This window comes from Citrobacter rodentium NBRC 105723 = DSM 16636, assembly GCF_021278985.1.
Classification (GTDB): Bacteria; Pseudomonadota; Gammaproteobacteria; order Enterobacterales; family Enterobacteriaceae; genus Citrobacter_A; species Citrobacter_A rodentium.
Window position 1 is genome coordinate 5,131,633 of sequence record NZ_CP082833.1, and the last position, 15,479, is coordinate 5,147,111.

A 15,479-nucleotide genomic window follows, 5' to 3' on the forward strand; every position below is an offset into this window, starting at 1 on the left:
CGGCCTGTTCTGTTTCACCGCCTTCCCTTATCCCGCCCGATAAAATGGCTTATCTCCGAGAATAGTCGCCCGATGCATAATCCGCCGCTGCGGCAGATAATCGGCGTTGGCGTAGTGCTGCGTCACGCGGTTATCCCAGACAGCCACGTCATTGGGCTGCCAGCGCCAGCGTACCTGAAACTCCGGTCTGGTAATATGCGCGAACAGGAAGCTGAGCAGCGCGTCGCTCTCCTTCTCCGTGACATCGACGATGCGGGTGGTAAAGCCTTCGTTGACAAACAGCGCCTGCCTACCGCTCACCGGATGGGTCCGCACGACCGGATGCAGCAGCGGCGGATGTTTCGCCACCGCTTCCCGCCAGCGCTGATGCTCCTCCTCCGTTGCGCGATACTTATGCTCCGGGAAGGATTTACGGAAATCATGCTCCGCCCGCAGGCCGCTCAGCAGCTGGCGGAAAGGCGCTGATAGCGCCTCGTAAGCGGCAATGCCGCTGGTCCACAGCGTATCGCCGCCGGTAGAGGGCAACTCTTTGGCCGCCAGAATCGCCCCGGCGGGCGGCGTCTCAATAAAAGTGACGTCGGTGTGCCAGTTGTCGTTATCCGGCGGATTATCATTGTGCGTATCCAGGACGATAATCTCTTCCACGCCTTCGGCATGAGGATAGACCGGATGAATATGCAGGTCGCCAAAGCGCAGGGCCAGTGCACGCTGCTGCTGCGGCGTAATCACCTGTTCACGCAGGAACACCACCTGATGGCGCAGCACCGCATGATAAAGCTGCTCAAACTGATTATCGCTCAGCGGACGGCTCAAATCCGCGCCGCTAATCAGCGCGCCAATGTACGGCCCCAGCGGGGTAATGCTTAAACGTTCACTCATTGGACTTCTCCATGCCAGGGCGTCAGGCGACGCTGAAGCGCGCGCAGACCCAGTTCTAACATAAAGGCGATAACCGCAATCACCGCGATCCCCGCCAGCACCACGTCGGTCGCCAGAAACTCCCCTGCCGACTGCACCATAAAGCCTAAGCCCCGCGTCGCGGCGATCAGCTCCGCCGCCACCAGCGTCGACCAGCCGACGCCGAGGCCAATGCGTAAGCCGGTGAGGATCTCCGGCAGCGCCCCCGGCAGGATCACAAACCACAGCACCTGCGAACGACTGGCCCCCAGCGACTGCGCCGCGCGAAGCCGCACCTGCTGCGCGCTTTTCACGCCCGCCAGCGCCGACATCGCCACCGGAGCGAAAATCGCCAGATAGATCAGCAGGATCTTCGAGGTTTCGCCAATGCCGAACCAGATAACCATCAGCGGCAGATACGCCAGCGGCGGCACCGGGCGATACAGCTCAATGATCGGATCGAGAACGCCGCGGATCGCGGGACTCAGCCCCATCGCAATTCCCACCGGAATCCCCACGATCGCCGCCGCCAGCAGCGCCAGCACAATGCGGGTCAGGCTTGCCGCCAGATGCTGCCACAGGGTGGCGTCCATAAATCCCTGCGGACCGGCAATAACCCACAGCTTTTGCAGCACCTGTCCCGGCGGCGGCAAAAACAGCGGGCTGACCAGTTGCAGCGTCGCCACCGCCCACCATACCGACACAATGACCGCCAGCGTGCCGAGGCTTAATGTCAGCTGGCGGGATAACGGCCAGCGCCATTTCAGCTTCAGCGCGCGCTGGCGCGGTTTATCGTTGATCGCCACGCTCATGAGAAAGCCTCCCGTTGGGCAAACACGCGGTTTAATACGTATTCGCGGGTATCGATAAACTGCGGATCGGACTTGATGCTGCGGCAGCTCTCCCCGGCCACAAAGCGACGGGCAAAATTGAGCGGCAGACGTTCCAGCACGCGCCCTGGCCCCGGCGAGAGCAGGACCAGTTCGGTAGCCATAAATACCGCCTCTTCAATATCGTGCGTGATCAGCAGCACCTGTTTGCCCGTCTCGTGCCACAGCCTCAGCAGCAGGGTTTGCATCTGCTCGCGGGTGAAGACGTCCAGCGCGCCGAAGGGCTCATCGAGCAGCAACAGCTGCGGATTCGCCGCCAGCGCCCGGGCAATGCCGACGCGCTGGCGCTGCCCGCCGGAAAGCTGCCAGATAAAGCGCTTGCCGGCGCCCTCCAGCCCCACTTTTTTCAGCATCTCCTGCGCGACGTGAATGCGCTGCGCCTTACCGACGCCCGCCAGCTGCAGACCAAACGCGACGTTATCCTGCACGTTGCGCCACGGCAGCAGCCCTTCATGCTGAAAGACCACCCCACGCTCCGCGCCCGGCCCGTCAACGCGCTTCCCCGCCAGTTGAATCGTGCCGTGGCGATACGGCGCAAACCCGGCGATCAGATTCAGTAAGGTCGTTTTGCCGCAGCCGGACGGCCCCAGCACCACCAGCAGCTCACCGCTGTCCAGCGTCAGGTTAATATCCTCCAGCGCCGGTTTTCCGCCGTAGTCGGCATACAGATGAGAGAGTTGCAGCATCCGCGCCTCCTTACTGCACGAAGCGGTCGGTAACGTACTGGCTGTAGTCGCTCGCCACCGCGGGCACTTTGCCCTGCTCTTTCAGAAATTGCGCGGTATCGATAATCGCTTTATTCACCGGCCCGTTCAGCTCGGCGGTCTGCTGCTGCGGCGTGAGATAGGTATTGCCTTTCACCAGTCCGGGGACATCGGCTTCCGGTACGCCGCTTAAGCGCGACAGTTTGCTGATGTTTTCCGGCTGTTTCAGCCAGTCGTCGGGGTTAGCGATGTAAGACTGCTGGGCGTCAAGGGCGCTTTTGGCGAAGGCCTTCACCACCTCCGGATGCTGTTCAGCGAAGTCTTTACGCACCACCCAGACGTCAAGCGTCGGCGAGCCCCACTCCCCGACCATCGCCAAATCGGTCAATACCCTGCCCTCTTTTTCCAGCGCGTTCACCGCCGGCGCCCAGACGTACGCGCCGTCGATATCTCCGCGCTGCCAGGCGGCAATAATCGCCGGCGGCTGCAGGTTGATAATCTCCAGCTGGCCGGGCTTGATCCCCCAGTGTTTCAGCGCCGCCAGCAGGCTGTAGTGGGTGGTGGAGATAAACGGCACCGCGATGCGCTTGCCGATCAGATCCTGCGGTTTGCCGATCGTTTTCTTCACCACCAGCGCTTCAGAATTACCGAGTTTTGAGGCGAGCAGGAAAACTTCAATCGGCACCTGCTGGCTGGCGGCGACCGCCAGCGGGCTGGAGCCGAGATTGCCAATCTGCACGTCGCCGGAGGCCAGCGCGCGCACGATGCTCGCGCCGCTGTCGAATTTACGCCACGCCACGGTCGCCCCGCTCGCTTTCTCAAAGGTGTTATCCGCCTGGGCGACCTTGGCCGGTTCGGCGGAGGTCTGATACGCGACGGTGACGTTAACCGCCTGCGCCTGAAAGGCGATAAACGCCAGCGCGGCAAGAAGTGTATTACGCGATGAAAGTGCCATTTGTCTGCTCCCTTGTCTTGTTATGGGTGCAGTATTTCGTCGCCGAAAGATTTGATAAAGGAATTAAAAATTCTGGCTAATAGCAAAGCGTTTTTAGAAAAAAACCGGCAATGGTTAGCGAATTTGCGCATGTCCGGCGCAAACAGCCGAAGATGACCATTTTGTTATATTCGTTCCATAACGACACCTGATTGATTGCCAGCGCAGCAGCGGCAGGCATCATAGAGACATAATCCTGCAGGAGAGCAAAATTATGATACGTGTGGTGCTGGTGGACGACCATGTGGTGGTGCGTTCCGGCTTTGCGCAATTACTCAGTCTCGAAGAGGACCTTGAGGTCGCGGGCCAGTTCAGCCGCGCGGCGGACGCGTGGCCTGCGCTGTTGCGCGACGACGTTAGCGTGGCGGTGATGGATATCGCCATGCCGGATGAGAACGGCCTGAGCCTGCTGAAGCGCCTGCGGGCGCAGAAGCCGCAGTTTCGCGCCATTATTCTCAGCATCTATGATTCGCCCACCTTTGTACAAAGCGCGCTGACCGCCGGGGCCAGCGGCTACCTGACCAAGCGCTGCGGGCCGGAGGAGCTGGTGCAGGCGGTACGCTCCGTCGGCCTGGGGGGACATTATCTCTGCGCCGACGCGCTGCGGGCGTTGCGTGGCGGAGAGCAACTGCCGCCGGAGCTGGAAGCGCTTACTCCGCGAGAGCGTGAAGTGTTTAATCTGCTGGTCAAAGGCGACAGCGTTAAGGAGATCGCCTTTAAGCTCGACCTCAGCCATAAAACGGTCCATGTGTATCGCGCCAACGTGCTTGGCAAACTGAACTGCCACAGCACCATCGAGCTGGTGCATTTCGCCCTCGACCATAAGCTGCTGGTGGGGCATTAATGTCGCATCCGCTTCGTTATGTCGTGATCTCGCTGTTTATCGTACTGGCCTGGGGAACCGGCTGGCTGATGCTGTGGACGCTCGGCTTTTATCTGACCCATAACGGCCAGCAGGCGGCGCTGTTCCTGCCGCACGGCGTCTATCTGGCGCTGCTGATCCTGCTTGCGCGCCGCTACTGGCCGGCGCTGGTGCTGCCGCCAATGCTGATGCTGCTCTGGCTGCGCAGCGAACAGCTGCTGAGCGGCGATCTCCTCGTCCTGCTGGCTGCGCCGCTGGTCAGCCTGCTTCCCGCCAGCATAGCGCAACGCTTCTGGCAGCGCTTTCCTCTGTACTGGCAGCGGCTGACGCTGCTGCTGACAGCGGTCACCGTCGCGTCACTGCTCAATACCGCCCTGCTTTCACCGCTGCTGAAAAGCCCGGCGATGCTGTCCGGCCTGGCCTCATTCACCGGCGGCGTACTGCTGACGCCGTTCGTCTATCTGATTTTCGAATTTCTGCGCCAGCAGCACCGTTATCAGCTGCTGGCGCAGGATACCCAAAACCCGCCGCTGCGCACCTCGCTCATCATCTGGTGCAGCCTGTTTTTTATCATCGGTATCGGCACCCAGCTGACGCTGTCGCCGGAGCTTGAACGCCTGTTACTGATCGTGGTTTTTCTGCCCAACGTGGTAATGGCGTGGAAATTCGGCTGGCAGGGCGGCGTGCTCGCAGGCCTGCTCGGCAGCATGATGATCACCATCGCCCGCCAGGTCGGCGTCGGGTTCAGTAATCTGATCGAACTGGAAATTTTCCTCGCCACCCAGGCGCTGCTGGGCATGGGTCTGGGAATTGCCATCAGCCGCCAGCAGCACCTGGCGCAAAACCTGCACCACTATCGCCAACGGCTGGAAGCGGAACTGGCGGCGCGGCGGGCGCTGACCGAAAAGCTGATCCACAGCGAAGAGGATACGCGAAAGAGTCTGGCGCGCGAGCTGCACGATGAAATCGGCCAGAATATTACCGCCATTCAGATCCAGACGCAGCTGGTGAAGCGGGCGCGCGATCCGGCGCAAACCCAGGCCGCCGCCAGTCAAATCAACGATCTTGCCCGCCGCATCCACCACTCCACCCGCCAGCTGCTGCGTCAGCTTCGTCCGCCTGCGCTGGACGAACTGTCGTTTAACGAAGCGCTGCATCACTTGCTCAATGAATTTGCCTTTGCTGAGCGCGGCATCCGCTGCCGGTTTGACTATCGGCTGACCGCCACGCCGGAAAGCGAAACGGTGCGCTTTACGCTCTATCGCCTGCTTCAGGAGTTACTCAATAACGTCTGTAAACACGCCGAAGCCAGCGAGGTCGCCATTCTCCTGTGCCAGCAGGGAGAACGGCTGCGCCTGGAAGTGCAGGATAACGGCACAGGCATCGGCGATGGACAACTTCCCGGCTTCGGCATTCAGGGAATGCGCGAGCGCGTCAGCGCGCTTGGCGGCGAACTGTCGCTGGAGTCGCGGCACGGCACGCGGGTAATTGTTAACTTGCCCACAAATTTGCAACAAACCCACGGCTAACCAGGAAAAAGTCTTAGCCGCTACGGACTTTCTCTCATCCCCTTTCGCATTCGCTTTCATATAGTCAGCAAAACGGAGATGGCTATGCACGCACGTCAGACAACTGCAATCGATCAACGCTACCGGGCGCTGCGCCTGACGCTGCTGCTGTGCATGGTGACGGGCTACGCGGCGTTTTATCTGACGCGTAAAAGCGTCAACTATGTGCTGCCGGCGCTGCAAACGGATCTGGGGCTGGACAAGGGCGATATCGGCCTGCTGGGTTCGCTGTTTTATCTGAGCTATGGCCTGTCGAAATTTACCGCCGGGCTATGGCATGACAGCCACGGACAGCGCGGTTTTATGGGCGCAGGGTTGTTCGCGACCGGCGTGCTGAACGTGGCGTTCGCCTTTGGCGAGTCGCTGACGCTGCTGCTCGCCGTCTGGACGCTGAACGGTTTTTTTCAGGGCTGGGGATGGCCTCCCTGCGCCCGCCTGCTGACCCACTGGTACTCGCGCAACGAGCGCGGTTTCTGGTGGGGCTGCTGGAATATGTCGATCAACATCGGCGGGGCGATTATCCCGCTGATCAGCGCCTTTGCCGCCCACTGGTGGGGCTGGCAGGCGGCGATGCTGACACCGGGGATTATCAGCATGGCGCTGGGGATCTGGTTAACGCTGCAGCTGAAAGGAACGCCCCGGGAAGAGGGATTGCCGTCAGTTGGCGCATGGCGTAACGACCCGCTGGAGCTGCGCCAGGAACAGCTTAGCCCGCCGATGGGACTATGGCGGATGTTGCGTATCACGATGTTGCGAAATCCCATGATCTGGCTGTTGGGCGGCTCCTACGTGCTGGTGTATCTCATCCGCATCGCGCTTAACGACTGGGGCAACATCTGGCTGACCGAAAGCCACGGCGTCAATCTGCTGAGCGCCAACGCCACGGTGATGCTGTTCGAAGTGGGCGGTCTTCTCGGCGCGCTGTTTGCCGGCTGGGGATCGGATTTGCTGTTCAGCGGCCAGCGGGCGCCGATGATTCTGCTGTTCACGCTGGGGCTGATGGTTTCCGTCGCCGCGCTGTGGCTGGCGCCGGTCCATCACTACGCGCTGCTGGCGGCCTGTTTTTTTACGGTGGGCTTCTTTGTCTTCGGCCCGCAAATGCTGATTGGCCTTGCCGCCGTGGAGTGCGGGCATAAAGCGGCGGCGGGATCGATCACCGGTTTTCTCGGCCTGTTCGCCTATCTGGGGGCCGCGCTGGCGGGCTGGCCTCTGTCGCTGGTTATTGAACGCTACGACTGGTCGGGAATGTTCAGTTTGCTCTCGATCGCCGCGGTACTTATGGGTTTACTGCTGATGCCCCTGCTGATGGCAGGCGTCAGCGCCACTCTCAGTCAAAGGATAAAACAATGAAAATGACCTTTACCTCTACCCTGATTGCCTCTGCCGTAGCGCTGGCGGCGCTCACCGGCGCTGCGCAGGCGAAAGGCCGTCTGGTGGTCTATTGCAGCGCCACCAATGAATTGTGCGAAGCGCAAACCAAAGCCTTCGGCGAAAAATATGACGTGAAAACGTCATTTATCCGCAACGGCTCCGGCAGCACGCTGGCGAAAGTGGACGCCGAGAAGAAAAACCCGCAGGCGGACGTCTGGTACGGCGGCACGCTTGATCCGCAGTCACAGGCCGGGGAAATGGGCCTGCTGCAACCCTACAAATCGCCCGCGCTTGCGCAGGTGATGGAGAACTTCCGCGACCCGGCGAAGCTGAAAGGGAATTATTCATCAGCGGTGTATGTCGGTATTCTCGGCTTTGGCGTCAACACCGAGCGCCTGAAAGAGAAAAACCTGCCGGTGCCGAAATGCTGGAAGGATCTGACAAAACCGGAATACAAAGGCGAAATCCAGATTGCCGACCCGCAAAGCTCCGGCACCGCCTACACCGCGCTGGCGACCTTTGTGCAGCTGTGGGGCGACGATCAGGCTTTTGATTACCTGAAGCAGCTTAACGCCAACGTCTCGCAATACACCAAATCCGGCATCGCCCCGGCGCGTAACGCCGCGCGCGGCGAAACGGCCATCGGCATTGGCTTCCTGCATGACTACTCGCTGGAGAAAGAACAGGGCGCGCCGCTGGAGCTGATCTCGCCGTGTGAAGGCACCGGCTACGAAATTGGCGGCGTCAGTATTCTGAAAGGCGCGCGCAACCTCGATAACGCCAGACTGTTCGTTGACTGGGTGCTGTCGAAAGAGGCGCAGGAGCTGGCGTGGAAGAAAGGCAAGTCCTATCAAATCCTGTCGAACACCACAGCCGAAACCTCGCCGAACTCGCTGAAGCTCGACGGCCTGAAGCTGATCCACTACGACATGGACAAGTACGGCTCAACGGAGGTGCGTAAGGCGTTGATCAATAAATGGGTCAGCGACGTGAAGATGGGCAAATAAGTCCACTCGCGCGGTAATTGCCGGGTGGCGGCGCTGCCTTACCCGGCCTACAACATTCATCAACACCCGGAACACCTATGTCACAGACACTCGCTCTGCATCCCGTGAAAAAACGGGATGCCATATTCCTTTGGGTTTTGCTGAGCTGGCTGGCGTTCGCACTGCTGCCAAGCTGGAGCCTGGACTACGGTCTGCTGGAGTCGACGCGCGATGAGATCCTCGACGCCTACGGCTGGGCGGGCGTTAACGTTAGCTGGCTGTGGTATCTGCTGCCGGGACTGCTGCTGGCGCGTCCGCTTCACGAAGCCAGGCGGGAACAGCGTAGCCGCCACTACCTCGACGCTGGCTGGGCGTTGCTGTGCATGGCGTTTGTGGTGGTCAGCGCCACCTTGGAAGGCCGCGGCTTAGGTTATGCCGCCATCGTCCTGTTTGTGGCGCTGGGGGCGATAGTGACGCTGGCGCTGACCCGTCTCGAATGGCTCGGCGGCGACCGCTTTGTCATCGGTTCGCTGGTCGCCATCATCGCGTTAATCGGCGTGTTTATCGTCTGGCCGAGCATCGCCATCTTTATTCCGATGTTCACCAACGACGCGGGGGAGTTCGCGCCGCTGGCGTTTATGACCGTGCTGTCGCAGGCGCACATTATCCAGGTCATCATTAACTCTGTCGCCCTGTCGATGGCGGTAGGCGTCGGCTGCACCTTCTTTGGCCTGGTGCTGGCAATCTATACCACCCGCATCGCCCGGCGCGGCGCGGTGATTGGCCGCATCTTCTCGATTCTGCCGATCGTCACTCCGCCGTTTGTCGTGGGTCTGGGCGTGACGCTGATGATGGGCCGCTCCGGCTACGTCACCGAGTTAATGGTGGAGTGGTTCGGCCTGAGCAACACCAACTGGCTGTATGGCTTTACCGGCATCTGGCTGGCGCAGGTGCTGGCCTTCACGCCGATGGCGTTTATGATCCTCGACGGGGCGATCAAAACCATTCATCCGTCGCTGGAAGAGGCCTCCTATACCCTGCGCGCCAGCCGCTGGCAGACCTTCAACGGCGTGTTTGTGCCGCTGCTCAAACCGGCGCTGGCAAATGCGTTTTTGATCGTTATCGTGCAGTCGCTGGCCGACTTCAGCAACCCGCTGGTGCTCGGCGGCAACTTCGACGTGCTGGCGACGCAAATCTACTTCTACATTACCGGTTCACAGCTGGATTATCAGGCCGCCAGCACCCTCGGCGCGTTCCTGCTGCTTTTTTCGCTGCTGGTGTTCTGCATTCAGTATATGTGGATCGGTAAACGTTCCTACGTCACCGTTTCCGGCAAATCGTATCGCGGCGACGTTCAGCCGCTGCCGGTAACGCTGGTGTGGGGCGTGATCGCCATCCTGGCGGTGTGGATCGCCTTTAACGCCCTGCTCTACGGCAGCATTTTCTACGGCAGCTTTACCGTTAACTGGGGCGTTGACTACACCCTGACGCTGGATAACTTCATCAAGCTGTTCGGCCAGGGGATGAGCGACGGGGCGTGGCCTTCACTGCTGGATACCCTGCTGTACGCCGGTATCGCTGCGCCGATCACCGCCGCTTTCGGGCTGCTGATCGCCTGGATCGTGGTACGCCAGCAGTTCAAAGGCAAAAAGACCATCGAGTTCACCACCATGCTGTGCTTTGCCGTCCCCGGCACCGTGGCGGGGGTGTCGTACATTCTCGCCTTTAACAGCGCGCCGGTCTATCTCACCGGCACGGCGGCGATAGTCATTATCTCGATGGTGATGCGTAACGTACCGGTGGGCATTCGCGCCGGGATTGCGGGCTTAGGGCAGATCGACAAATCGCTGGATGAAGCCTCGCTCAGCCTGCGCGCCGGAAGCCTGCGCACGATTACGCACATTCTGCTGCCGCTGCTGCGTCCGGCAATCCTTTCGGCGCTGATCTACAGCTTTGTGCGCGCCATTACCACCGTCAGCGCCATTGTGTTCCTCGTGACGCCGGATACGAGGGTCGCGACAGCGTACATTTTAAACCGTGTGGAAGACGGCGAATACGGCGTGGCGATTGCCTACGGTTCAATCCTGATCGTGGTGATGCTGGCGATTATTTTCATCTTTGACTGGCTGATCGGGGAAGCGCGTATCTCCCGTTCGAAAGCCAAAAACCAGGCGTAATGGAGCGCACTATGAGTCAGAAAAATTTTGTTGAACTGCGCAACGTCAGCAAACGATTCGGCAGCAACACGGTCATCGACAACATTAACCTCACCATCCCGCAGGGACAGATGGTGACGCTGCTCGGCCCGTCCGGCTGTGGCAAAACCACCATTCTGCGGCTGGTTGCCGGTCTGGAGAAACCGAGCGACGGGCAGATTTTTATTGATGGCGAAGATGTGACCCATCGCTCTATTCAGCAGCGTGACATCTGCATGGTGTTTCAGTCCTACGCCCTGTTTCCGCATATGTCGCTGGGCGACAACGTCGGCTACGGGTTGAAAATGCTTGGCGTATCGCGCGCCGAAGTGAAAGCGCGGGTAAAAGAGGCGCTGGCGATGGTCGATCTGGAAGGGTTTGCAGACCGCTATGTCGATCAGATCTCCGGCGGTCAGCAGCAGCGCGTGGCGCTGGCGCGCGCGCTGATCCTCAAGCCGAAGGTGCTGCTGTTTGATGAGCCGCTGAGTAACCTGGATGCCAACCTGCGGCGCAGTATGCGCGATAAAATTCGCGAGCTGCAAAAGCAGTTCAATATTACGTCGCTGTACGTCACCCACGATCAGAGCGAGGCTTTTGCGGTTTCCGACACGGTGCTGGTGATGAACAAGGGACATATTATGCAGATCGGCTCGCCGCAGGATCTTTATCGTCAGCCCGCGTCGCGCTTTATGGCGAGCTTTATGGGCGACGCCAACCTCTTTCCGGCGACCTTCAGCGCGCAGGCGGTGGAGATTTACGGCTACCGGCTGCCGCGACCGGCGCATTTTGTCGCCGAAGGAAGCGGCACCGTCGGCGTGCGCCCGGAAGCGATCACCTTAAGCGACCGCGGCGAGGAGAGCCAGCGCTGTACAATCCGCCATGTGGCCTATATGGGACCGCAGTATGAAGTGACGGTGGAGTGGCACGGGCAGGAGATTTTATTGCAGGTCAACGCCACGCGCCTGCAGCCGGACGTCGGCGAGCACTATTATCTGGAGATCCACCCGTACGGCATGTTTGTATTAGCCGACGCGGCGTGATTGATATTGGCCGGGTAAGGCGAAGCCGCCACCCGGCAGTCAACGGCACATTGCGTAGGCCGGGTAAGGCGGAGCCGCCACCCCGCAGTCAACGGCACATTGCGTAGGCCGGGTAAGGCGGAGCCGCCACCCCGCAGTCAACGGCACATTGCGTAGGCCGGGTAAGGCGGAGCCGCCACCCCGCAGTCAACGGCACATTGCGTAGGCCGGGTAAGGCGGAGCCGCCACCCGGCGGTCAACGCCTGATGGCGCTACGCTTATCAGGCCTACAGCACGGTTTATATATTTATGACTATATTCACGGGTTGATAAAGGTTCTCTTTACCCTCACGGATTTCAAAAAATAGGGTATCCATATGCATGCGGAAATGATTAACCGAAGCAAAGGAACCAACTCCTCCGATCCAATATATATTCCGGGGATCAGCACAGACAGCATCCAGGTATTCAGCGCTGTCAACACAATAAGCAACAGCATCAGCCCGATATACAACTTTGGCAGTGATTTTTTCTTTCGCAGAAACACAGAAATAACCCAGGCGGCAGCCAGGAATACTACCAGACTTATCGTAAAAGTCCCTATAAAGAATAACTTAGCATCAAAGAATAAGTGATAAAAATTATCGACCAGGTATTTGAAAGACTCGTACGACGCGACCAGGTGTGACAGTGCGGTGATAAACAACCCCAGCAGCGGTAAGTAAAGGAAGCCGCCAATCTTTGTGAACTGTTTATCTTCACACTCGCTGCAATATTCTGTGTGTTGCGGTATTTCAACGCCACACTTTATACATCCCCATTTCATAAAACCTCACTTATTGTTCTTATCTGAAATTTATTGTTATATCGTTCAAAACGTTGTCCCTTGCAATTTCATACTATCGGCTTCTTCCCGGTCATGCCAGCCTGATGAAAGAGCAAAATGGCCCGATCCCATCGCTATTCGCCCCTTTGCCCACATTCAGCTCCCGCGCCACATTTTATGATGTCATCACTGTCCCTTATATGTAGCATGCGCCATGAACATCACACAAATTCGTAACGCCACGCAGTTAATTACCTATGGCGGTAAAACGTTTCTCATCGATCCGCTGCTGGCGCCAAAGGGGGCTTACCCCGGCTTTCCCGGCACCGCGCGCGCAGAAATCCGTAATCCAACCGTGGAACTGCCCTGCGATATTGACAGCCTGCTACAGGCTGATGCCCTGATCGTCACCCATCTGCATGCCGATCACTGGGATGACGTCGCCGCGAAGGTCGTACCGAAAGACAAACCCATCTACGTGCAGAACGCACGGGATGCGCAAACGCTGCGCGGGCAAGGGTTTACCGCGCTGACCGTGCTGGCGGAAAATACCGTCTTTGGCGAGGTTACGCTGCGTAAAACCGGCGGTCAGCACGGTTCTGACCGACTGTACGCGATACCGAAAATGGCGGAACGCTTAGGCGAGGCCTGCGGCGTGATCTTTACCCATCCGCAGGAAAAAACGCTCTACCTGGCGGGCGATACGATCTGGCGCGCCGAGGTCGAAGCCAGTCTGACCCGCTATCAGCCGGACGTGGTGGTACTGAATGCCGGTTTCGCGCACGTTATCGGCTTCGGGCCAATTATAATGGGCGCAGAGGATGTACTGAAAACGCACTTTATCCTGCCGGAGGCGCAGATCGTGGCGACCCATATGGAAGCCATCAACCACTGCCTGCTGACGCGTGCGGCGCTCAGAGAGTATGCCCGCGACAACCAGATTGCAGAATATGTGCATGTCCCGGAAGATGGGGAAACCCTGACCTTCTAAGTGAGGAAGCTATGCGCCCCGTAACCGTCGCCATTGTCGCCGTTGATAATTTCAGCCCGTTTCACTACTCGGTGCCCTCTATTCTGTTTAGCGATAAAGTGGCGGCGCAAAAACGCTTTACGGTGAAAATCTGCGCCGAAGCGCCGGGGACGCTCAGCTCGCAGGAGGGCTTTTCGCTGCACGCCGCGTACGGCTATGAGGCGATCAACGACGCCGGGATAGTGATTGTTCCCTACTGGGACGACACCGACCGGCGTCCGCCGCAGACATTGCTGGCGGCGCTGAGAGCGGCCCGGCAAAACGGCGCACAGATTGTCGGCCTGTGTCTGGGCGCTTTTGTTCTCGGCTACGCGGGCCTGCTGGAGGGCAAACGCGCCGCCACCCACTGGGCGTTCGAAGAGGAATTTCAGGCCCGCTTTCCTGCGGCGAAATTAGATATCAACGCGCTGTACGTCGACGACGAGGGCATTATCACCTCGGCGGGCACCGCGGCGGCGCTCGACTGCTGCCTGTATATCATTCGCCAGCGCTTCGGCAGCGTGGTAGCGAATCAGATCGCCCGGAAGATGGTGGTCCCGCCGCACCGTGAAGGCGGTCAGGCGCAGTATATCGCCCGACCGGTGCCCGAAAGCACCCGGGACCAGCGAATTAACGCTCTGCTGGATTATCTGCGTCAGCATCTTCATGAACCTCACGATCTGAACTCGCTTGCGCAGCGAGTCAGGATGAGCCGCCGCACCCTGAGCCGCCATTTTATGAACGCAACCGGCTGTAGCGTCGCCGAATGGCTGATTCGCGAACGTCTGCGCCTGAGCCAGACGCTACTGGAGTCCAGCCAGCTTCCCGTGGAACGCATCGCCGGCGAAGCGGGCTTTCAGTCTGCTGTGACCTGGCGTCAGCATTTTAAATCTCACTTCGGCGTCAGCCCGACAGAATGGCGAAAAACCTTTCGCGGTGTGGCATCATAGCGCGCAGAACGTTTTGAATTCAGGGGTATGAATGTGAAACCGGTAACGCTGTACGATGTTGCAAACCATGCGGGCGTCTCTTATCAGACCGTCTCGCGCGTGGTAAATCAGGCCAGCCACGTTTCCGCCCGAACCCGTGAAAAAGTCGAAGCCGCGATGGCGGAGCTGAACTACATCCCTAACCGCATCGCCCAACAGCTGGCGGGCAAACAAACGCCTCTGATTGGCGTCGCCACCGCCAACCTCGCTCTCCATGCGCCTTCGCAAATCGTCGCCGCGATTAAATCCCGCGCCGATCGTTCGGGGGCCAGCGTGGTGATCTCAATGGTAGAGCGCCACGGCGCGGAAGCCTGCAAAGCGGCGGTGCATAATCTCCTGACGCAGCGGGTAACTGGCCTCATCATCAATTATCCGCTTGATGAAAACGATGCTATCGCCGTCGCGGCTGCGTGTGGCGACGTTCCGGTACTGTTTCTCGACGTGTCCGATCTCGCCCCGGTGAACAGCATTATTTTTTCCCATGCAGACGGCGCGCGCCTCGCCGTGGAGCATCTGGTGGAACACGGACACCAACGTATCGCCCTGCTGGCCGGGCCGCATTCGTCAGTTTCCGCCCGGCTCAGGCTGGCAGGCTGGCATAAATATCTGGCGCATCACCAGCGGCAACCGGTCGCCGAAGCCGAAGGCGACTGGAGCGCGATGTCCGGTTTTCAGCAAACCATGAAAATGCTGACTGACGGCGCGCAGCCCGGCGCCCTGCTGGTGGCAAACGACCAGATGGCGCTGGGGGCAATGCGCGCTATCAGCGAGTTCGGCCTGCGCCCCGGGGTCGATATTTCCGTCATTGGCTATGACGATACGGAGGACAGCGCCTGCTATATCCCGCCGCTGACCACCATCAGACAGGATTTCCCGCAGCTGGGCGAGGCCAGCGTTGAGCGTCTGCTGAAGCTCGCCGGGGGCGAATCCGCTTTCGGCAATCAACTCTTGCCCGTCACCCTGGTGAAGCGCAAAACGGTGCAGCGCGCTGATGCGCCAGCGGCCTCTCCACAGGCGCTGGCCGATTCGCTGCTGCACCTCGCCCGCCAGGTTGCGCAGCTCTCACCAAAGATGTGAACGCATAACAATAGTGTGAGTCACTTCACTCATTGAGGTCCCCGTCCTTTACAGCGTTAACGCCCTGCTCGTATGTTGTTTTAAATTGTGAG

At 59.4% G+C, this 15,479-nt stretch carries 14 protein-coding genes; 9 read left to right on the plus strand and 5 right to left on the minus strand.

All coding sequences use genetic code 11. The features are described from left to right. Positions 1–27: 27 nt before the first annotated feature. The 4 genes from tauD to tauA are packed head-to-tail and all read right to left on the minus strand — an operon-like array spanning position 28 to position 3,446. On the minus strand, positions 28–879 hold the full coding sequence (tauD, locus tag K7R23_RS24450) for a taurine dioxygenase (RefSeq protein WP_012904771.1): 852 nt from the start codon (positions 877–879) through the stop codon (positions 28–30). Next, positions 876–1,709, minus strand: coding sequence for a taurine ABC transporter permease TauC (gene tauC / locus K7R23_RS24455; RefSeq protein WP_012904770.1), 834 nt, complete (start codon positions 1,707–1,709; stop codon positions 876–878). The genes tauD and tauC overlap by 4 nt, the downstream gene beginning before the upstream one ends. After that, positions 1,706–2,473, minus strand: coding sequence for a taurine ABC transporter ATP-binding subunit (gene tauB, locus K7R23_RS24460; RefSeq protein WP_012904769.1), 768 nt, complete (start codon positions 2,471–2,473; stop codon positions 1,706–1,708). The genes tauC and tauB overlap by 4 nt, the downstream gene beginning before the upstream one ends. 10 nt (positions 2,474–2,483) lie before the next feature. After that, positions 2,484–3,446, minus strand: coding sequence for a taurine ABC transporter substrate-binding protein (gene tauA / locus K7R23_RS24465; RefSeq protein ID WP_012904768.1), 963 nt, complete (start codon positions 3,444–3,446; stop codon positions 2,484–2,486). 253 nt (positions 3,447–3,699) lie between these two features. Here tauA and K7R23_RS24470 point away from each other — a divergent pair, with 253 nt between their 5' ends. From K7R23_RS24470 to fbpC, 6 genes are all read left to right on the plus strand, one after another. Continuing rightward, the gene (locus K7R23_RS24470) at positions 3,700–4,329 is read left to right on the plus strand and encodes a response regulator transcription factor (RefSeq protein WP_012904767.1); all 630 of its coding nucleotides are present in this window, start codon (positions 3,700–3,702) and stop codon (positions 4,327–4,329) included. Continuing rightward, a complete protein-coding gene (locus K7R23_RS24475) occupies positions 4,329–5,876 on the plus strand; it encodes an MASE1 domain-containing sensor histidine kinase (RefSeq protein WP_012904766.1) in 1,548 nt (515 codons plus the stop codon). Before K7R23_RS24470 ends, K7R23_RS24475 begins: the two co-directional genes overlap by 1 nt. Before the next feature lie 60 nt (positions 5,877–5,936). Further along, entirely contained in the window at positions 5,937–7,265 is a 1,329-nt protein-coding gene (gene uhpC, locus K7R23_RS24480; protein WP_255201144.1) for an MFS transporter family glucose-6-phosphate receptor UhpC, read from the plus strand. Continuing rightward, positions 7,262–8,293, plus strand: a complete 1,032-nt coding sequence (locus tag K7R23_RS24485) for an ABC transporter substrate-binding protein (RefSeq protein WP_012904764.1) — start codon at positions 7,262–7,264, stop codon at positions 8,291–8,293. Before uhpC ends, K7R23_RS24485 begins: the two co-directional genes overlap by 4 nt. Before the next feature lie 77 nt (positions 8,294–8,370). Continuing rightward, on the plus strand, positions 8,371–10,449 hold the full coding sequence (locus K7R23_RS24490) for an ABC transporter permease (RefSeq protein ID WP_012904763.1): 2,079 nt from the start codon (positions 8,371–8,373) through the stop codon (positions 10,447–10,449). 11 nt (positions 10,450–10,460) lie between these two features. Next, positions 10,461–11,507 (plus strand): ferric ABC transporter ATP-binding protein, encoded by a 1,047-nt coding sequence (gene fbpC / locus K7R23_RS24495; protein ID WP_012904762.1) that lies wholly within the window; start codon positions 10,461–10,463, stop codon positions 11,505–11,507. Between the two features lie 298 nt (positions 11,508–11,805). Here the strand turns inward: fbpC and K7R23_RS24500 are convergent, their stop codons facing one another. Then, positions 11,806–12,312 (minus strand): DUF2569 domain-containing protein, encoded by a 507-nt coding sequence (locus K7R23_RS24500; RefSeq protein ID WP_012904761.1) that lies wholly within the window; start codon positions 12,310–12,312, stop codon positions 11,806–11,808. 214 nt (positions 12,313–12,526) lie between these two features. Here K7R23_RS24500 and K7R23_RS24505 point away from each other — a divergent pair, with 214 nt between their 5' ends. The 3 genes from K7R23_RS24505 to K7R23_RS24515 are packed head-to-tail and all read left to right on the plus strand — an operon-like array spanning position 12,527 to position 15,387. Next, positions 12,527–13,303 carry an MBL fold metallo-hydrolase gene (locus K7R23_RS24505; RefSeq protein ID WP_012904760.1) on the plus strand — a complete coding sequence of 259 codons (777 nt, stop codon included), beginning with the start codon at positions 12,527–12,529 and terminating at the stop codon, positions 13,301–13,303. An 11-nt stretch (positions 13,304–13,314) separates the two neighbouring features. Continuing rightward, positions 13,315–14,271, plus strand: a complete 957-nt coding sequence (locus K7R23_RS24510) for a GlxA family transcriptional regulator (protein WP_012904759.1) — start codon at positions 13,315–13,317, stop codon at positions 14,269–14,271. 33 nt (positions 14,272–14,304) lie between these two features. Then, entirely contained in the window at positions 14,305–15,387 is a 1,083-nt protein-coding gene (locus K7R23_RS24515; protein WP_024132507.1) for a LacI family DNA-binding transcriptional regulator, read from the plus strand. Positions 15,388–15,479: the final 92 nt, after the last annotated feature.